The sequence below is a fragment of the Haloarcula marismortui ATCC 43049 genome (assembly GCF_000011085.1).
Taxonomy (GTDB): domain Archaea; phylum Halobacteriota; class Halobacteria; order Halobacteriales; family Haloarculaceae; genus Haloarcula; species Haloarcula marismortui.
Genome location: NC_006397.1, coordinates 109,371 through 127,202 on the forward strand (window position 1 = coordinate 109,371; position 17,832 = coordinate 127,202).

The window sequence follows — 17,832 nt, forward strand, 5'->3', positions numbered from 1 at the left end:
AGTCAGAAGAATGCTGTGGAACAATTCACAAAGCGGCTGATTGAAGAACTATTGCTAGTGAATTGGTTGGTCAGTAGGCCTGCGTACTACCGTAGCGACTGTACTGACTCCGAGATATGTTTCGGTAGCCTGCGAGATATCGGCGCGAACCAGCACCTCATCAGCGGTTCACGAGCAACCCAGGCTCGGCCCAGTGGCGGGTACGCGAATCCCCGCAACATTTGACCGTTGCGGGAGACGACACGCTTGATGCCCTCCATCATCGATGAAACCGTGTTCGGCGAACCCTCCAGACGTCTTGCAGTGGTGTACCTCTGTGGCGCACTTCTGCTGGCCGGGCAGCAAGGGTACTACGTCATTATAGAAGGGGCGACACCGTTCTATGCTGGACTGCTTCTGAGCGCTGGGATGGCCCTCTCTGGCATTGCCGAGTCCCTGCCGAAACCTCGACGACGGGCCGCTGGGGTCTTACGCCTCACGGCACTTGTCGTGCTGGTGAGTCTGCTCGTAATTTTGTTTGTCACACCCGACCTCCTCACCAACTAAGAGTGGTGATCGATTCGCACTCACTGCCGCCGACCAAGTGTGTTCTTGATTCGTCAGGAGGGAATGAAACAACTGCTCGGTAAGCTTGGGAATCCTGTATTCAGATTCCGTATCGTACTTGTTTCTGGTAGCTGTACTGTCATCCATGCGCCCTGCCCTCCGATACATCATCTCAGTATGCGTTGGACTCGCAGTGACGGCGCTTGCAGTAGCATTCGCCACAGCGGACCACCTGATCATGCTTTCGCTTCTCCCACTCTATGGGGCGGTAACGTCACTGATTTTGGCACATAAGCAGCAGTGGGTGTCCCTTTCTCGTCGGAACCCCACTCGGTCAACACGGAAACTGGGGGCCATTATCGGTGGCCTCGGAGCATTCACTGGCTCACTACTTCTCCAAGCATCAGTTCCGGCGGGGTTTGCTGGGTACGGACTCATGCTTCTCGGCATGGCTGGAGCGATTGCTGACTCGGACCAAGCCAGCAGTACTGACCAGGCTACCACAAGCGATTGACTCGGGACTTGCTGTTTCTCGACGCCGCGCTTCGGGAGACCGTCGGCGACTCACCTGAAGTCCTCCAGGAGCTGGCGCTGGCTGGGTTGACGCTCCAGCCGACGCCCGTCCAGAACGAGCACCAACACGCAGCGTGTTATAAAACTGTTCACAGCCGGCCAAGGGAATCATGTTTTGATCACTGGTTGATACTAATTGGGTTCAATAGCTTATTCACCCTGAACTGTGCAATTTCCCTGCATGTCCTCCATTGCCAGCTTGATACGCAACTTGAGCAGAGATGAGATCGCTATCGGGTTCGAGATAGATTCTTGCGGAGACATTGCTGAGGTTGTACCCGGCCGCATCCATCGTCGAGATGATTGTCTGTGCCTGTGCCTGCTCAATGGCCGTTGCATTGGACTCTCCATTCCGAATCGCCCGGAGGTCCTCGAAGCTCGTCGAGCGTCCTAGTTCGACCTGGTCGGAGATACCATCACCGTCGGTATCATTGTTATAGGGGTCGGTCTGAATCAGCCCTTGTCCTGTCGGGACACCGCGGCGTTCGGCGACGTCGGGGATAGTGTCGCCGTCGGTGTCTTGAGCACCGATGTCATCGGCAACTCGCGAGAATACCTGCGGCAGGTCACTTGCGCTATCAACATACGTGTAGTTCCCGCCTGTTGTCTGTGCAATGTCTTGGAGCTTGTCACCGTTCGCACCGCCGAAACCAATGGTGTAGATGGTCGTCCCGCGGTCAGCGGCTGTCTGTGCTTCCGCTCTGCCTCCGTTGCCCTGGCCGTCCGTTAGAAGGATGGCGAACTGCCCACGAGAGCTGTTACTCTGTGCAGCGAAGTGCTGGTTGGCCTGCTGAACTCCATCACCAATATCGGTCCCGCCGGAAGCGTCGAGCCGCTGGATGGAGGCATTAACGCGACCGAAATCGGTTGTCAGTTCCTGGCTGACGAAGGCGTTACTGTCGAAGTCGACGACACCCGCGCGGTCGCCATCGACCAGTGCACCGACGAACTCCTTCGAAGCACGCTTGCGGAACTCCTGTGGGTCGTTGCTCTGCATTGACCCGGAGGAGTCGATGATGAATACGACGTCGAGTGGCTGTATCTCATCGCTGTCGGTTCCATTGGCCGGCCGTTCGGACTCGTAGTTGGTGGCCCAGTTGCGCACGTCAAAGACGACAAATTTGGAGAAGTGCGCTGTCTCGCCGGTGACGGTGTTGTTCGCCGAGTCAACGGACGTCTCCAGCGGCTCGAACATCAGTCGATCACATCGGGTTAGAGTAAGCGTCTGCTTGGAGAGGATATGCAGTCAACTCAAGCAGACAGCGAGATAGAGGAAGAGCACCTGCTTAATTTTGTCGTCAACAGCCTCGAAGAGGAGCTTACGGTAGACCTCGACGAGAACGTAGAGGTCACGACAGAGACATTGTGCGAGGTCCTCGCCGGCGCCAGCGCCGGCGGGACCTCAATCAACCACGTCTGCGACACGACTGACGACTCACCACACGCTAATACCGTCTGTGGACATCTCACCGATCAGTTTGAACTGGATTCGGTTGAATCGGTTGGAGACACGCTGCTTCAACGAGATACGCTTGAGACACTTCCAGATCGACGTGGAGGTCTGCGCAGACCTCCACCTCAATCCCTACTACGGTGATGAGGACGAAACCGAGGCTCTGTACTCCTCACAGGCCAAGCGTGGAACAACGACGTTTCACGCCTATACTAACGCTCTACGTACGCCTACGCAACAAGCGATACACGCTGGCGGTTCGCCAGCTCGTTGCTGGCGAAACCACCAGCGATGTCCTCGGTGAGTTTCTGGAATTCCTTGACGGCCTTGACCTCGGCGTCAAGGCCGTCTACCTTGATTGAGGTTTCTACAACAGCACCTGTCTCAGGCTGCTGTACGCGCACAATTACGCCTATGTGATGCCGATCGTCAAGTGGGGTGAGACGATTCAAAACAAACTCAGCGAAGGCTGGAGCCGCGAGATCGAACACGATCTCGCTGGCGAGGTGGAGTTCCCTGTGTTCATCGACTGCGTGTACCAGCAGGGACGGTACGACGAACATGGGGTGGCGCGTCACGGCTACGCCGCTGACGCGCCCTTTATCGACACGCCACGAGATGCACGAGAGCACTACAGCAAGCGCTTCGGCATCGAATCAAGCTACCGATTAGCCAAGCAGAGCCTCGCTTTCACTAGTTCTCAGGATGCTGGACTGCGGTTGGTAATGTTTGTAGTGAGCCTACTGCTTCAGAACAGCTGGCGATATCTTCACTGGAGGTACGTGGCGGCGCCCCGCCGTGGGGGGCGCCGCCTCTTGCAGTGGTCGTTCACGGAGTTTTGCGAAATGACGCTTCGCGCAGCTTGGACAGCACTCGGTGTCCGCAGGTCTGTTCCAGCGAATCAACCACTTGACGACCGGTTCTTCCGGTAGCTGTCCATCGGGCCGGACAGCGGTCGTCAGTGGTGACACTGTCGCGTCGGCAGCAGTCTGCCGCCGACAGCGACGGTCCATCCCGAAAATCATGCTCACCAGCGGTTCGAAGATGCTCCACAGCTAGTTCGGTTTAGTTCACCGTCATCAAACGGGGTTACGCGGCTGTCGATGTGATCGACTGAGTATCTCCGCGACCTCGTCGAGCGCGGCCTCGACGAGGTCGCTGTCCCTGATACCGTTGACGCTGATATCGACCGATTCAGGGACGTCATGATCGCTGATGGAACGGTGTTGCGGTTGCACGAGTTTCTCTCTGATGAGTTTCAAGCCCGCCACGAGGAGCAGGCTGGAGCGAAGCTCCACCTGCTCCACAATGCCACCGACCAGACGATTGAACGGATCGATGTGACTGATGAGAAAACGCACGATAGCGCGCTGTTCAAGACAGGATCGTGGCTGCAAGGACGACTGGTTCTGTTTGATCGAGCGTACTTCAAGTACCGCCGCTTTGCGTTGATCGATGAGAATGACGGCTACTTTGTGAGTTGGCTGAAGCAGAACGCAAATCCGGTGATAACGACGGAATTACGGGAATGGCGCGGCCGCACCATTCCCCTGGAGGACAAGCAGATCCACGACGTGGTCGATGATCTCTCGCGGAAGTATATCGACGTAGAAGTCAAGGCAGAGTTCAAACGTGGGCCGTACAACGGCACACGGTCGCTGGACACGAAGCGGTTTCGCGTCGTCGGCGTCCGCAACGACGACGCCGACGACTACCATCTCTACATCACGAATCTGCCGCGAGAGGAGTTTCTCCCAGCGGATCTAGCGACGCCGTATCGGTGTCGATGGGAGGTAGAAACGTTGTTCCGTGAGTTGAAGACGCAGTACGAACTGGACGAATTCGACACGAACAACCCTGATGTCGTGAAAATTCTACTATACGCTGCGTTGCTGTCACTGCTGGTGAGTCGTGAGTTGTTGGATCTGGTCACCGAGCAGGCCGACGATGAGATCGTGTTTCCGCCGGAACGCTGGGCGGCGACCTTCCGGTCGCACGCCCAGCTCATCCTCCACGAACTCGGCGAGTACCTTGGCTACTCGCCACCACCGTTGCTGGAGCGGCTGATCGAGGATGCTCAGAAGATCCACCAACAACGACCGATCTTACAAGAAACGCTCGCTACCGCTACACAACCGAGGTGTGAATCTTAGCTAAAGACGAATGCCCAACTACAACTCAACAGGAGAACACCAGCCGAAATTATCCGGAACTAAACAGTACCGAGTTTAGAAAAATGATGAACTACTTTTATTCTGCGGAATATGAACCACTGTGTCACAGACGAACGAAGATGCTGTTCGAGCGTACTACACGGCGGTCGATGCTGAAGAGTATGATACAGTGTTTGCTCTCTTTGATGAGAGTATAGTGTATGAACGCCCTGGGCAGGACAACATTCGTAACAGAGACGCTCTCAAGGACTTTTATCTCAACCAACGGCCGCTGTCTGCTGGGTCCCATGAAATCCACTCGCTCACCAGCGAAGACGAGACTGTTGCGGTGAGAGGGACATTTAGCGGCGTGCAAGCTGATACCGCTGTCTCATTTGGATTTGCCGACTTCTTCGTATTCAACGAGGCTGGTCTGATTAAGCGTCGCTACACCTACACGGACCGAGATACGGTTTGATTGGTCGCGACGCTGAAGCTCAACGTGGCGACTGAGGGCCGTGTTCCCGCGTGCGTCGAGACAGGATAGGAACCCCAGCAAGGGGTTGTACTTGTACTGTGATGTGTGTTGGAACCAGCGCCGGAGGATACCAGCAAACCACACCCGAGCTCAAAGACGAGCATCTCAGCGGTATCTCGTTCAACGACACCACCCACCTCATGCCATGTGCAATATATACGGTCCCACCGGGAACGGCCATCGACGGAAAGGCGAGCGGGGAACTCACGGAAGGTGGACGGAGACTGCTGAAAAAGTCGCTCATTTCTCTCATTCCGTAACTGGGCGACAATAGAAGCAGGTATTCGTTTCGACAAAACGGCCAAGAATCAGCACGGTCGGTAATTCCTCTGTACTGCCTGTCCCGTACACGAGCCACTCACGCAGGGCCGTCCGCCCTTCCCTGGCGTCGACGGCTTGCTCGCCAGCGACAACTCCATGGCCGGTCGAAGTTCACCAGCAAGCGCGACCGGAATCTCGCTCACGGGCTTGGCGAAATCCGACGCATTGCGAGTGCGCTGTCTGAGAGTAAGGCGGTGAAAGAGCAGGCAGCCACGTTCTTCAGGGAAGCCCAAGACAAGGACCTCCTAATCGGACGGTCGATTGAAGACGGTGCAGCGGCCGCTGTGTACGCTGCCTGCCGGTGCAATGGCCTCGTGACGATGGAGACGGTAGCCGACGTTGCCCGGTGTTCAGACTCCCATATATGGAACTGCTACCGGACGTTCTTGGTGGAACTTGACCTTCCGATCCCAGTATCGCTCCCGGTGGACTGGGTGGCGCGGATTTGTTCGGACCTTCCATTCGACGTTGCCCCGGAGATTCGCCAGCGGGCACTCGAACTTGCAGAGCAGGCAACTGAGTCAACAGCGGTCAACGGGCGACCAGACGGTGTCGCAGCCGGCGCTCTGTACCTCGCCGGGAAAGAATCAGATATCCGGCTCACACAAGCGACGATCTGCGAGCCACTGGATGTGCATATTACGACGGCCCGCCAGTGGTTCCAAGAAATCGAGGAGCATATCGTTGCGTGACCGCTCGCGACCGTTGTTTTGCGTGCCCCGGCGAAGGTGCAGGGCGAGCCAGCAAGCACGTCCTGAGAAGGACACATGTCAGTTACTGATACTTCAGAATCGGCGGCACAGCACGACTCTTCGAGTGTTTTTGCGTCGGTCCCAGCGCCACGGTCGCCAACGAAAGTCGCATCGTTTGTCGAACGAGTCCTTGTCGAACTTCGCCACGAAGCGGTGGCTGCTCGGTACGTGACTGATCTAGACCAAGCCGGAGCGAAGACGATCTGGTGTCGAGTCGAGCACACGCCGTTGGACATCGACGCAGAGTACGTCCAGATTCGAGACGACCCCCGGCTAGGGGTTGACGTCGAGCCGTGTTCGCAGGCGACGGTTCGAGAACGACTGTGCCAGTGTCTTGACCACGATCGGACTGGGCGCGTCGACGTTCGGCCGCTGGCTGATGTCTCGATGTGCGACGGCTGATGAGACGATACCACTACTCGACAGAGCAGCCGTAGGTCTCAGAATAGGTGAAGAATTATACTACACGAACGTATAGCATTTGTATATGTCTGATGCAGACAGCGATACTGGAAACGGTGGTCCAGAGATGGTACAGATAAACCTCCGATTGAGCAAATCGTTTCTCGAAGACATCGATGCAACGTGGCAGGAGGAGGGATTCAATTCGCGGAGTGAGTTCCTTCGCCATGTCGCTCGGGATGCAGTGAAGCACCCCGCATTTAGTCGGAGTGGGTGGAAACAGATTGCCGCGAGCGAGCACGATCTTCGGGCGGGTAATGCTGAACTGGTTTCGCGTGAAGAAGTCCGTGCGATGATGGACCAAGACAGTAATGACGAGTGACGCTGAGTGGACGTGGAAGTTCACTGAGCGTGCGACTGAGCAGTTTGGTGATCTCGATACGCACGTTCAGGATCGAGTCGTTTCGAAACTAGACGAGGTTGTCGACTCAACATGGCACGAGCCCAAGGACTTCCTAGAACCACTGACTGGCGGGCCGTTCTGGAAACTCCGAGTTGGAACGTACCGCCTTGCATGTGTGCTTGCACATGATGCCTCAGTGCTTGAAATCCACAGAATCGAACACCGGAGCGGTGCTTACACGGCTGACGACGACTGACTGTCGCTTGTTCGTTCTGGCAGGTCGAGATCACCGAAGGCAGTGTGCTGGCGGAGTACACAGAGATGTGGGCAGACGGTCGTCGCCTGGAAGACTTCGCAGCTGCACCAGCCGGTGTGGGTCCCGTTTGGATGCTCGGCCAGCGAGCAATTAACGGGACAGTCGTCGTCGACGGAGACGAGGAACAGGTCCGGACGGCCACCCTTCGTTACGTCGACACTGGCATCGAGGGCGGCGTTCCACGTTGCTGACCGACGCTGTCGAACCTCCTTGAAATCAAGTTCGCGGGTGCCGCTGGGCTGGCGGGATATCCACTGGTTTGGTGGCGAACACTCGCTAGTCGTAGTTGGGGACTCGGCTGTTTTCATGATGAGTCCTCGTACTAATACATATATTCTCAAACAGCAAAAAAGTTGCTATAGAGGCGGTAGAGAGTGGATTTTGTGTTTCTCTAGTGGCTGAGAGAATCAAACAATGAGTAGTAAATACCAACGTGGGAATACGGGTCCGAAAAAGTTGAAGTGGCGATGGAAAGATGAGACTGAGAATCGGTCGTTGCCCCAATCGTGGGCCGACAACGGGCGCACAGAATCTCCCAAGGAGAACGAAGTGCAACTGTATGCAATACAGTGCCGAGCTGGGCTCTTACTTGAGTGGCTAGTGAATACACGAACAGGGAAACTGCTCAAGGGCCCGCTGAGCGAGAAGCCGGGAATTCGTGTTCTGTACGTTACCGCCGACGGTGAGTATGCAGTCCTGAAAGAGTCCGAAGCCCGCGAAATTGACGATAGTTGGAAGCCACCCAAGCAGTTCGTCAGTATCATCGCGAAGGACATAGAGGGGGCTGATCCTGTTCCAGACTCCAGTCAGGATTACTACCGGCGCTCGGTCGAAGACCTGTACGACCCGTCATAGCCGTTATAACGGTTCGTTGCTCATGGCAGCGATTGAAATGACCGCTTAGTAAGTATATTTAATATATGATATATTGTCTTTGATTAATTACTGTGACTACTTGAATGAAAAGCCATTCTGCAGACTTCAACGTATTATTTGGTAATACCCTAATACCTCTAGAAAATGTAAGGAAGGTGTTAAGCTTCTGAACAAGGTCTGTTTCCAGCTTAGCTTAGCGAAAATTTCTGCAGGAGAATCTAAGACTGCCGGTACTCAATAGAGAACAAGACACCTAAATGGTATTTTCTATCGGATGGATAGATGCGATGATATTATTATCGTAGGGTAGTGAGAGTAATAATACTAATAAAAAGCCAACGACTGATATGAAACTTCGTACCCAAATTAGTATTCTCTTAATAGTTTTTGCTGTCCTCCTGTCTGGGATCGTCTTTGCAGGGTTTCAGTTGAACAAAGAGTCAGTTACTGGTCGACAACTGGATGAGACAACCCAGCATAGCGAGAGGATTGCAGCAGGACTTGATACCAGGTTGAAGGGACTAAAGCGAACTGTTCGTCTCCAGGCGACAAATCCAGCTATCGCTGCACACGGTACCCCACAACAGCACTATGCGCTGAAAACGATGGTGAACGAGACTATGTTCAATGGGGTTTCAGTTATCCATCGAAACGGAACAATGACCGGGATAGCAGCGGGGCTTGATCCGGAGACACGGTCTGAGCTAATCGGCTCCGATTTTAGTGACCGGCACTACTTTCAGCGAGCTCGTAATGGCGAAACCTATATTAGTGCACCTGTAGTCGCCGATTCTGGTAATTATATTGTTACGATAAGTACACCGATCTATCGAGATGGGGCCGTTGTTGGGACACTCAATGCTGCACTTCACCTCCAGGATAGTTCGATTTTTAGAATGGCTTCAAAAACCGCTAACCGCGATAGCAGTGTTTTCATTCGAACACAGTCAGGAAATCAGATCTATAACCGGTCAGCCCATCTTAGCTCAGATCCGGTCACAGCGAATGCTACTGTCAACGAGACTGGTTGGATTGTTCAGGTACAAACAAGCCGAAACGTTCTCGCCGGAGACCTCCGGACGGTTACTATTTATCAGCTTGGTGGGATTGGGCTAGTTCTGGCTCTCATCAGTGGGTTCGGATCTATTTTGTATACACAGATACTGAGGTACCACAGACAACTGGTTCGCGGATTTGAAGCACTGCAACGGCAAGAATACGGGCAGCAAGTAGCTGAAGAGGCAACTGGTGACTGGGGACAGATATTCACTGCATTTAATGAGTTGAGTCAAACACTTGCGGAGTATGAGGAAGAGCGTGTCAAGCACAGAAATGAGCTCCAACAGGAACGAGATCGGTTCCGAAGGCTATTTCAGAGCATCCCGGAACCAGCCGTTGTAGTTGAGTATACTGGCAACAAAACACTCATACATAATGTAAACGAGGCGTTTGAGGAGACGTTTGGATATGAGGCATCCAATGCAGTTGGTGGAGACATCAATGACTTCATTGTTCCTGACGGAAGCCTTGAAGAAGCGGAAAGTATTGACCAACTATCATCCTCTGGCAAACAGGTTACCCACGAAGTCCGTCGAGAGGCGGCTGATGGAAAGCGTGACTTTTTGTTACGGTCTACACCGGCTGTAGACGGCGAAGACGAGGTGTATTTCGGCGTGTATATCGATATTACGGACCGCAAGCAGCAGGAACGGGAACTCACCGAGACTAACAGCGTCTTGTCTTCGGTTCTTGACAATATGCCAGTCGGGATTCTGATTGAAGATGCTGATCGAACAATCACGACAGCGAACAAAAAGTTACTTGATATTTTAGATGTGTCTCTGACCCCCAGTGGACTCATCGGCTGCGAGTACGCTGAAATAGCGGAGACTCTGAAGACACAGTTCGCTGATCCAGATCAATTCAATGAAACGGTCAATAAAATACATTCTACGCGAGATGCTGTTTTCGATGAAGAACTGCTGATGGCAGATGGCCGCATTTTAGCTCGGAGCTACGTGTCGTACTCGCTGCCAGATGGAACGGGAAACATTTGGCTGTATCGGGACATCACAAAAAATCGGCAGCGTGAGCGCAAATTACGTGAAACGCTGGAAAAGACGCAGAAACTCATTCAGGCCGAAAGCATCGATGAAGCTGCCACAATTGCGGTCGAGATTGCTAATCAGACACTGTCGTTTCCCCTTAGCAGTGTCCATCTTGAACGAAAGGACGGTGAACTTGAACCTGCAGCCATAACCGATGCATTCGAGGAGGGTGTAGGAGACACACCGGTATACCAGCGGACCGCAGATAACAGTTCGATAGACAAACTGGTTTGGGATGTGTATACTTCAGGAGAAACGCGGGTTCTTACTGATACTGGGGCAGAGATACCAGAGACAATCAGTGGTATGCCCTCTAGTGGTGGGATTATTCAACCAATGACGAATCACGGCGTATTGGTTACACTTGGTGACTCACCTAATAGATTCGATGAATTCGATCAATATCTCGTTGAACTGCTTGGGGCAATTCTAGCCACGACACTTGACCGTATCAATCAGAAGCAACAGATCGAATCACAGCGAGATAATTTGGACCTCCTCAATCAGATTGTTCGGCATGACATCAGGAACGATCTACAGATACTGCTCGGCCGGCTTGATTTACTCGCAGAGCGGGCTAACGACGCTCAGTCGGAACACGTCAACGCTGCGTTGAGATGTGCGGAAAACGCAGTTGAATTGACCCAGTCGGCACGGGAACTGTCCGAGGTACTGCTTCAGAATGGGACTGATAGCAAACCGATTTCACTTAATCGTGTCGTTCGACAGCAGATTGAAGAAATACGCTCAGCAAATACAGATGCGGAAATTACGATTAATGGGTCGATTCCGGACGTTATGATTAGAGCCAACGAAATGTTTGATTCAGTCATTCGCAATCTTCTCAAAAACGCGATCCAACATAATGACAAACAGGACCCTGAAATAACAATTTCGGCGATAGATCAGAAAGAATACGTACAACTACGTATCGCAGACAACGGTCCGGGCGTCCGAGATGCACAGAAAGAGTCGATATTTGGGAAAGGTGAAAAAGAATTAGAAAGCAGCGGGACTGGCATTGGACTGTATCTCGTGAGCACACTGATTGAGAGCTATGGCGGAGATGTATGGGTTGAAGACAACAATCCTAGAGGAGCAGTCTTTGTGATTGAACTGGTAAAGGATAGCTAGCAGCAGACATTACTACCGGCGGGAGGTTGAGGACCTGTATGACGTGGAGTGAAAACAGCGATTTCATACCAATCTGCTCATATATGTAATATTGTAACCGCGAATATGCACGGCCTGACAGCATTTCAACGAGACTTATTGTTCGTAGTCGCTGGAAAATCCAAACCCGCTGGTGTCGCAATCAAAGACGAAATTGAAGAATATTACGAGAAGAAGATTCATTACGGCCGACTTTATCCAAATCTGGATACGCTCATCGACAAAGGTCTCGTCGAGAAAGAGAAGAAAGACGGACGGACGAATGGCTACATAATCACCAATCGTGGGCGTCGAGAGCTTCAAGCCCGGTGCGACTGGGAGAATAAGTACTACAACTGACCAGATTCACGACTGTCGGCAGGCCAGATTTTGTGACTCTCTGGTGGCTGAGAGAGTATGGCTTCGCCACAGATCGACGTCGACGAGATTGTTGCAACGCTTGAGCAAATTCGCCAGCGCGGGCACAGCGCCCACACAGTCTTCCGAGACTGGGTCAACCTTATGATGTTCGCACTGCAGGACCGAGACGACCCGTATCTGGAGATCGTCGATGACTATCGCGAGCGCGGCGACATGGACTATCCAGACGAACAGCGCTCGGTCGACCTCTTCGCCAAGGCGTTCGGTCAGCTCCAAGAACGGATGGCGGCCACCGATGCTGACGTTCTGGGTGCTGTGTACGAGGAGTATGGAATGTCCAGCGACGCTTTCGGTCAGCACTTCACACCGCACTCTGTTTGCAGACGATGGCCGAAATCGCCGGCGTCGGAGACGAGAATGATACTGAGGACCGACAGACAGTTTGTGACCCAGCCTGTGGGAGCGGTCGAACACTGCTGGTCGCCGGTCGAAAGCAGCCAGACGCCCTGTTTGTCGGGCAAGATAAGGACCCACTCTGTGCCCGAATGACGGCACTGAACTGCTGTTTCCTGAATCTGGATGCCTACGTTATTCAGGGCGACTCACTGACTGTCGAGTTCCAGCGAGCGTGGCAGACGTCGTACTCTTCGCTGGGTGGGAACGTTCGCGAGCTAGACGACGAGAAGGTCGAAGAGCTTCACGAGTGGGTGACCGACGCCTTCGAGAATACGGTTGAGGCGGAGAACCGGTCCAGTCCAGCGCAGGGGGCAGATACGGACTCGGAAGGTCGAACACCTCCGGTCACGTCGTCCGTTCCGAGTGAGCAGGCTAGTCTGGGTGCGTTCGAGAGCAGCGATTGAGGGCTGTTTTGTGTGCCCCAGTCGGGTGCGGGGCGGTCCAGTGAGAGCGTCCCGAGGAAAACCATGTCAGAAGAATCAGACACAGAGCCGGATGCGGCTCCAGACTCAGTTGAAAAGGTCGAACGAACGGACTTTGGGTGCAGTATGGAGGCCCGGATGAAACGAGGAACCGGGACGCGAGACGAAGACAGTATGACGATCAAGTCGAAGGGTGAGACTGCCGAGGAGACGATTGCGGAGTTTTACAAGCTCCTAGAAGAGTACGACCAGGAGATCAGTGGTCGGCTTCGGGATGTTCAGCCCGAGGAGGACGAGGCAGGCGAGGATTAACACTAGTTTACAATCAGATTTCAGCCGTTTTCGAAACCGGTTCTAGCCATCAATGCGTCTGGATTTTAGTCAATTTCATTAGACTTAACGGCGCAAAGTTGTTAGATATCCTGAAATGTTTGACCTCACCAGTTTTCAACGTGACCTGCTGTATGTGGTGTACGGTCTAGACGGCCCACATGGCCTCGCAATCAAAGAGGAGATGGAGGAATACTATGAGGGAGAAATCCATCATGGGAGGCTGTACCCGAGCCTTGACACACTTGCCGACAAAGGGCTCATTGAGAAGGCACAAAAAGACAGACGAACCAACATCTACTCAGTCGCGCGACGTGGCGAACGAGAGATAGCTGCTCGAAACGAGTGGGAACAACAGTACGGAACGAGTGAGCTTTCTGGATAACTGTCAACGCGCCTGATTTTGATCCGACTCTGAATGGCCACGCCGCAGTCGAGATCGAGAACGTGGTTCACGCGGACGTCTCAAAATCGCGAGGTAAGAGGATAGGTAAAGCAGCCACAGCGTGTGTATCAAAGCGATAACCCCGGCTGTCACTAACTCAGGACAGGCATCATCGCTGGAGAGTCCATATCGTATTCTAAGTCTGCAGGATTACACCACGTCGAACCCTCGCTAAGGACACTGTCACTCGCGGCCTTCGTCACTGCTTACAGCAGCTTCGCTTCGATGTACTGGTCGATATTCTCATTGTCGTCGAGTTCGTTCAGCGTGTCCAGCGCTCCTTCCATCGAGCCGAGGTCGTCTGCCGTGAAGTCGTCCTGCCGGGCTACCCGCCCCAGACTCACGAGGAGCTTGATTTTGTTCACGTCCGTCTCAAGACGCATCACTTTCGTCACGACGCTCTCGTTGTCGGGGTCGTCCAGTCGGACGAACGCCGGCGGGATTACGTCCCGAAGCAACGCCGAGACGTAGAGGTTGTCGTCGGTAGCGTCGCTGGGAACGTCAGCGAGCATCTGCTTGATTACTGAGTGGCGGTCGTCGGAGTCAGCGTAAACGACGTTACGGACGAATTGTCCCGAGTCGACGCGGCGCAGGTCTCGGTCCTCATTGACTTGGACACGAATCAGTTCTAGAATCTCGTTCGGGAACTCTGTGCTAATGTCGTCGCGGTGGACACACACGTCTGCACCGTACTCACCGATGTCGAGAGCGGCGAAGGGGTCGCCGAGGGTAACTGAATTCGGTCCACTAGCATCAGTCACGCGTCATCACCGTCCAGAAGATGTTTATCGAGTGGATGGTCCCGACTTACATCGGCCCACGGCTCCTGTGTCTTGATCAGGAGCACAGCACCAGTGTCGAGCTGGTCAACTTTCCAGGCTGGTGAAGCCGAAATTCGATCTGTCCACCCAAACTGGTCTATGAGTGAGGGGGAATAGACGCTTAGCCAGGGAAGACGTTCTATCTCGAATACCCCCTCAGTTGGCATTATTTCGAGTGGTGATGGGCGAACATCCTTCACTGGATGTCCAACCGATACGTAGTCGGGTTCGAGTGCAATTGAGAGCCGGCGTATTAGATCAACGAACGTTGCTGTGTATCCCTCGTACTGATCGCCGTGTTCGTCGGTTCCCACCAGGTAGCGTGCGCTAGTACTCAAGCCCAGAAAACGCTTTAACCGACGTTCAATCTTGTCATCCGGTTCAAATCGTATCCGAAATTCCGTCTCATCGGCGTGCAGAAGGAGCACATCGCCGAGACCGATATCAGTTGCTGTAGCAGGTTCGTCGCCATCCCAACTGTAAGGCAGCTCTGCGTGGTCGGCGACGCTCAGTACCTCGTTGAGGACGTGTTCTACCCCGTTCGGGTCCCAGGTGTAGAAGCCCGCCTGTGCAACACCTTCCATCATGAGGTCTCTACCTCGTTGAAACGTTTGAACGTTACTTCGACACCGTCGAAGTTGGATTCAACCTGGTCGCCGAGATCACGGAGTGACTCCGCACCGCTCAGCTGCCCGGAAAGACTACGCTGGACTTCTGGGGCGAATGCCGTATCGGCATCTTGCCGAACCACAACGACAATTTCGTCTTGACCGCTGGCACCGAACGTGTTGAGCTTTGTTCTGAGGTCATCAAGTGAGTCAGCAGTTTCCTCGTACGCTCTCGGGAACTCTGCAAAGGGTTCGTAATCCAAGTTCTTCACCTCGTAGGCCGGACCGCCATCGATATCGCTATCGATGTCAGTGTTACTGTTGTAATCACTCGACTGCAGGGAATCGGTTTCCCAACTGCTATCCTCTCTAATCTGCTTGTCCATCTCGAGGTCGTTGGCGTCGATATCGTCTCTGTCCAAGAGGTCTGAGTTTACCTCTACTTCACCGTCGAGCCCTTTCATGTTCGAGCTTATATCGTCGCCAGAGCTGCTTGTACCTCTGTTGATAGCGTCGTCGAGACCGTCGACATCGTTCTGGTCGAGGTCATCGATGTCGTCCTGTATGTCCCTGACATCGCGGCCATAACTTTTGTCGCTGTAGGTATCGTAGGCCCTTACCAGGTCATCAACCTCCCCGTCAGTCAGAACACTATCGCTGCCGTCACTGAGATCAGTTGCGTCGTTGGTGACCGAGACACCGTCAGTGCCCTCGCTCTCGATGAGATTGGTGGCTGAATCCTGTGCGTCCCCGTCTAGCTCGTTGATAGATCGGCGGACATCGTCGACGCTGTCGGCATCAAGGTCTCCGTCGACATTCACAAGGGCATCCTGCAGGTCATCCTCTACGTCATCCGGAAGATCGGGACAGCTTCCACCGCTCTGTGCGAGGGTCGACGGCGGCGTTGCGACCGAGTGATACCGGTCAGTGCGAAGCGACCCCGCACGACCGAGCGACGGCGCACTTCTGGCCCCACAGGGTGAGACCACAGCATCGAACGTATCCGAGTCCGTGCGCCCGGCGAAGTCGGCCGCGTCGTCGCCGTTGCGCGCCAACATCTCGTCGAACTCCGCCTTTCCATCCGCATCTAAACTGTCGTAGCGGGTGAGTGCCGTCGTGAGTTCATCGCTGTCGACCTCGCCGCTCTCGTAAGCTCGAACGAACCGGCGTTGGGTCGCAGCGTCGTCCATCTGCAGGAGCGCGTCGGCGGCGTCCTGATCGCTTTCCGCCAGATCGTTGAGCGCGCGACGCCCACTGGGTCCGGTGTTCTCGAAGAGGTCGGTAGCCTTCAGCGTCGGGTCGTCGATGTCAGTGTCGCCGAGGTAGTCCTTGCCATCGCTGTCGAGTTGGTCGAACTGCTCGGTGGTCTGCTGGCGGCGCGGCCCGGGATGTCGTTGAGCTTCGCGCTCATGCGCCCGGTCGGCACGTCCGCGTCGGGGACCGAGTCGTCGAGTTTCCCAGCCCGCCGTAGTGCCGTCGGCTTGACGCCGTTTGGCACTCTGTCGGGTACCGCCGAGTCGGCGGCGTCGACCAGCCGTCTGAGCTTCGATGAACTACTCAGTCCCTTCTGGAGGACGCTTCCGCCGCCCAAGGCCGTCACAGGCGCGACCGTGCCGGCTACTCAGTGCGTGTTCAAGCTATGTGAAAAGCTACCGCAGTCACAGAAGCTTCTGTTCGATGTACTGGTCGATACCGTCTTGATCGTCCATCTCACTCAGCTGGTCCAGTACCCCCTCGATAGTCGCCATTACATCGTCAGAGACATCCGCAGAACGCGCAGTCTGTGCCAGATTCACCAACAGTTCAAACTTGCTAGTCTCGATGTCGAGCGCCAGCGTCTTCGAGACGATCGATTCGTCGTTGGGAGCGTTGAGCCGGACGAACGCTGGCGGAATCGACCCCTCGATGAGCGCTGAGAGTCGCTCGTCGTCCGTGTCCACACCGTCGGGGAGCTCGCCTAACACGTTTCCATCATCGATGAGCCGCCGGACGAACGAATCGTCCTCGACACGGCGGAGGGTGTCTGACTCGGCCCGGTACACCCGCTCCAGTGTCAGTGCTTCGTTGGTGAACTCGGGAGCGATATCGTCTTTCGTAATGACGGCGTCCGTCCCGTACTCACCCGGATCGAGTGTCATGAACGGGTCCGAAAGATCGAGGTCAGTCACGGTTTCCCCACGCTGCAGGTCCCGCCGCTTCAAGTTGGTGAACTCGGAGTTCTCCCAGGGGCCGTCGGAAGTCATGGCGAAAACGTGTCCGCTATCGAGTTCTGCGTACCGCCACGGAGTCCCGCCGTACAGCGCGTCGAAACCGCCCAACTCCTCGAACAGTGTCTCGGAGTAGACGGCCAGTTGTGGGACCTGATCGATGTGCTCAGCGAAGGGCATACCCGTCGGCGCGATTGTATTATGCTTAGTGGTTTGGAACAGCGGGACGTATTCCGCGTCATACGCAACGGCTAGCTCACAAGCAAGGTTGACAACAGCAGTCACGAATTCGGCGTAGTTCTGCTCGTCTGACCAATTCGACGGGATGAGGATGTCCGAAAGTCCCACAGATAGAACCCGTTCATACGTCTCTCTATCCGAAGAGATGTCGAACATGAACGAAACGGTCGTTTTGTTGTAATTACCGTTATAGTACGGCCACTCGCCATCGTCCGATTCCTGATCTCTGTCTATATCGAATCCAACCTCTTCAGCCGCGTCGAAGCCGGTCGAAACGATGTCATCCGTAAATTCGGGAACGTGGACCGTGAGATGGCGTGGTGACATTA

At 54.4% G+C, this 17,832-nt stretch carries 18 protein-coding genes and 4 pseudogenes; 15 read left to right on the forward strand and 7 right to left on the reverse strand.

What is annotated here, in order from left to right; all coding sequences use genetic code 11:
• The first annotated feature begins 249 nt into the window (after window positions 1-249).
• The gene (locus RR_RS20335; protein WP_011224996.1) at window positions 250-546 is read left to right on the forward strand and encodes a hypothetical protein; all 297 of its coding nucleotides are present in this window, start codon (window positions 250-252) and stop codon (window positions 544-546) included.
• Between the two features lie 727 nt (window positions 547-1,273).
• Here RR_RS20335 and RR_RS20345 read toward each other — a convergent pair.
• The gene (locus RR_RS20345) at window positions 1,274-2,314 is read right to left on the reverse strand and encodes a vWA domain-containing protein (protein ID WP_049939214.1); all 1,041 of its coding nucleotides are present in this window, start codon (window positions 2,312-2,314) and stop codon (window positions 1,274-1,276) included.
• A 45-nt stretch (window positions 2,315-2,359) separates the two neighbouring features.
• On the opposite strand from RR_RS20345, the pseudogene RR_RS20350 reads away from it, so the two are divergent.
• The 8 genes and pseudogenes from RR_RS20350 (at window position 2,360) to RR_RS20385 (ending at window position 7,397) form a co-directional block, all read left to right on the forward strand.
• Window positions 2,360-3,504, forward strand: a pseudogene (locus RR_RS20350) (ISH3 family transposase).
• A 183-nt stretch (window positions 3,505-3,687) separates the two neighbouring features.
• A pseudogene (locus RR_RS20355) lies at window positions 3,688-4,725 on the forward strand (IS4 family transposase); the annotation flags it as partial.
• Between the two features lie 121 nt (window positions 4,726-4,846).
• Window positions 4,847-5,203, forward strand: coding sequence for a nuclear transport factor 2 family protein (locus RR_RS20360; protein ID WP_049939215.1), 357 nt, complete (start codon window positions 4,847-4,849; stop codon window positions 5,201-5,203).
• A 101-nt stretch (window positions 5,204-5,304) separates the two neighbouring features.
• Entirely contained in the window at window positions 5,305-5,523 is a 219-nt protein-coding gene (locus RR_RS20365; RefSeq protein WP_011224990.1) for a hypothetical protein, read from the forward strand.
• A gap of 126 nt (window positions 5,524-5,649) precedes the next feature.
• Window positions 5,650-6,276: pseudogene (locus RR_RS20370) on the forward strand (transcription initiation factor IIB family protein); the annotation flags it as partial.
• A gap of 75 nt (window positions 6,277-6,351) precedes the next feature.
• Complete coding sequence (locus tag RR_RS20375; RefSeq protein ID WP_049939216.1) at window positions 6,352-6,738, forward strand: hypothetical protein; 387 nt, start codon at window positions 6,352-6,354, stop codon at window positions 6,736-6,738.
• Window positions 6,739-6,823: 85 nt separating this feature from the next.
• Window positions 6,824-7,120 (forward strand): ribbon-helix-helix domain-containing protein, encoded by a 297-nt coding sequence (locus tag RR_RS20380; protein WP_011224988.1) that lies wholly within the window; start codon window positions 6,824-6,826, stop codon window positions 7,118-7,120.
• On the forward strand, window positions 7,110-7,397 hold the full coding sequence (locus RR_RS20385) for a type II toxin-antitoxin system RelE family toxin (RefSeq protein WP_011224987.1): 288 nt from the start codon (window positions 7,110-7,112) through the stop codon (window positions 7,395-7,397). Before RR_RS20380 ends, RR_RS20385 begins: the two co-directional genes overlap by 11 nt.
• Here RR_RS20385 and RR_RS20390 read toward each other — a convergent pair.
• Window positions 7,376-7,765: a hypothetical protein gene (locus RR_RS20390; protein ID WP_011224986.1), complete on the reverse strand. Its 390-nt coding sequence runs from the start codon at window positions 7,763-7,765 to the stop codon at window positions 7,376-7,378. The two genes, RR_RS20385 and RR_RS20390, sit on opposite strands and share 22 nt — an antisense overlap.
• A 106-nt stretch (window positions 7,766-7,871) precedes the next feature.
• Here RR_RS20390 and RR_RS23155 point away from each other — a divergent pair, with 106 nt between their 5' ends.
• From RR_RS23155 to RR_RS20420, 6 genes and pseudogenes are all read left to right on the forward strand, one after another.
• A complete protein-coding gene (locus RR_RS23155) occupies window positions 7,872-8,312 on the forward strand; it encodes a hypothetical protein (RefSeq protein ID WP_011224985.1) in 441 nt (146 codons plus the stop codon).
• 368 nt (window positions 8,313-8,680) lie between these two features.
• Window positions 8,681-11,575, forward strand: coding sequence for a PAS domain S-box protein (locus RR_RS20400; protein WP_011224984.1), 2,895 nt, complete (start codon window positions 8,681-8,683; stop codon window positions 11,573-11,575).
• Between the two features lie 105 nt (window positions 11,576-11,680).
• Entirely contained in the window at window positions 11,681-11,953 is a 273-nt protein-coding gene (locus RR_RS20405; RefSeq protein WP_011224983.1) for a PadR family transcriptional regulator, read from the forward strand.
• Between the two features lie 57 nt (window positions 11,954-12,010).
• A pseudogene (locus RR_RS20410) lies at window positions 12,011-12,834 on the forward strand (N-6 DNA methylase).
• Window positions 12,835-12,897: 63 nt separating this feature from the next.
• Entirely contained in the window at window positions 12,898-13,164 is a 267-nt protein-coding gene (locus RR_RS20415) for a DUF7389 domain-containing protein (protein ID WP_011224981.1), read from the forward strand.
• A gap of 115 nt (window positions 13,165-13,279) precedes the next feature.
• Window positions 13,280-13,567, forward strand: a complete 288-nt coding sequence (locus RR_RS20420) for a PadR family transcriptional regulator (protein WP_011224980.1) — start codon at window positions 13,280-13,282, stop codon at window positions 13,565-13,567.
• A gap of 266 nt (window positions 13,568-13,833) precedes the next feature.
• Here RR_RS20420 and RR_RS20425 read toward each other — a convergent pair whose 3' ends face one another.
• From RR_RS20425 to RR_RS20445, 5 genes are all read right to left on the reverse strand, one after another.
• Entirely contained in the window at window positions 13,834-14,388 is a 555-nt protein-coding gene (locus RR_RS20425; protein ID WP_049939218.1) for a hypothetical protein, read from the reverse strand.
• Complete coding sequence (locus RR_RS20430; RefSeq protein ID WP_011224978.1) at window positions 14,385-15,035, reverse strand: hypothetical protein; 651 nt, start codon at window positions 15,033-15,035, stop codon at window positions 14,385-14,387. Before RR_RS20430 ends, RR_RS20425 begins: the two co-directional genes overlap by 4 nt.
• Window positions 15,032-16,246, reverse strand: coding sequence for a hypothetical protein (locus tag RR_RS20435; protein WP_011224977.1), 1,215 nt, complete (start codon window positions 16,244-16,246; stop codon window positions 15,032-15,034). Before RR_RS20435 ends, RR_RS20430 begins: the two co-directional genes overlap by 4 nt.
• 98 nt (window positions 16,247-16,344) lie before the next feature.
• A complete protein-coding gene (locus RR_RS22870; RefSeq protein ID WP_049939219.1) occupies window positions 16,345-16,656 on the reverse strand; it encodes a hypothetical protein in 312 nt (103 codons plus the stop codon).
• A 58-nt stretch (window positions 16,657-16,714) separates the two neighbouring features.
• Window positions 16,715-17,830, reverse strand: a complete 1,116-nt coding sequence (locus tag RR_RS20445; protein WP_011224976.1) for a hypothetical protein — start codon at window positions 17,828-17,830, stop codon at window positions 16,715-16,717.
• Window positions 17,831-17,832 lie beyond the last annotated feature (2 nt).

Bases quoted from the DNA above. Each gene is read 5' to 3' on its own strand.
- RR_RS23155 (WP_011224985.1), top strand. From the start codon at position 7,872: ATGAGTAGTAAATACCAACGTGGGAATACGGGTCCGAAAAAGTTGAAG.
- RR_RS20365 (WP_011224990.1), top strand. From the start codon at position 5,305: ATGTGTGTTGGAACCAGCGCCGGAGGATACCAGCAAACCACACCCGAG.
- RR_RS20385 (WP_011224987.1), top strand. From the start codon at position 7,110: ATGACGAGTGACGCTGAGTGGACGTGGAAGTTCACTGAGCGTGCGACT.
- RR_RS20435 (WP_011224977.1), bottom strand. From the start codon at position 16,246: ATGGACGACGCTGCGACCCAACGCCGGTTCGTTCGAGCTTACGAGAGC.
- RR_RS20445 (WP_011224976.1), bottom strand. From the start codon at position 17,830: ATGTCACCACGCCATCTCACGGTCCACGTTCCCGAATTTACGGATGAC.
- RR_RS20415 (WP_011224981.1), top strand. From the start codon at position 12,898: ATGTCAGAAGAATCAGACACAGAGCCGGATGCGGCTCCAGACTCAGTT.
- RR_RS20430 (WP_011224978.1), bottom strand. From the start codon at position 15,035: ATGATGGAAGGTGTTGCACAGGCGGGCTTCTACACCTGGGACCCGAAC.
- RR_RS20335 (WP_011224996.1), top strand. From the start codon at position 250: ATGCCCTCCATCATCGATGAAACCGTGTTCGGCGAACCCTCCAGACGT.
- RR_RS20400 (WP_011224984.1), top strand. From the start codon at position 8,681: ATGAAACTTCGTACCCAAATTAGTATTCTCTTAATAGTTTTTGCTGTC.
- RR_RS20390 (WP_011224986.1), bottom strand. From the start codon at position 7,765: ATGAAAACAGCCGAGTCCCCAACTACGACTAGCGAGTGTTCGCCACCA.
- RR_RS20375 (WP_049939216.1), top strand. From the start codon at position 6,352: ATGTCAGTTACTGATACTTCAGAATCGGCGGCACAGCACGACTCTTCG.
- RR_RS20405 (WP_011224983.1), top strand. From the start codon at position 11,681: ATGCACGGCCTGACAGCATTTCAACGAGACTTATTGTTCGTAGTCGCT.
- RR_RS20420 (WP_011224980.1), top strand. From the start codon at position 13,280: ATGTTTGACCTCACCAGTTTTCAACGTGACCTGCTGTATGTGGTGTAC.
- RR_RS20380 (WP_011224988.1), top strand. From the start codon at position 6,824: ATGTCTGATGCAGACAGCGATACTGGAAACGGTGGTCCAGAGATGGTA.
- RR_RS20345 (WP_049939214.1), bottom strand. From the start codon at position 2,314: ATGTTCGAGCCGCTGGAGACGTCCGTTGACTCGGCGAACAACACCGTC.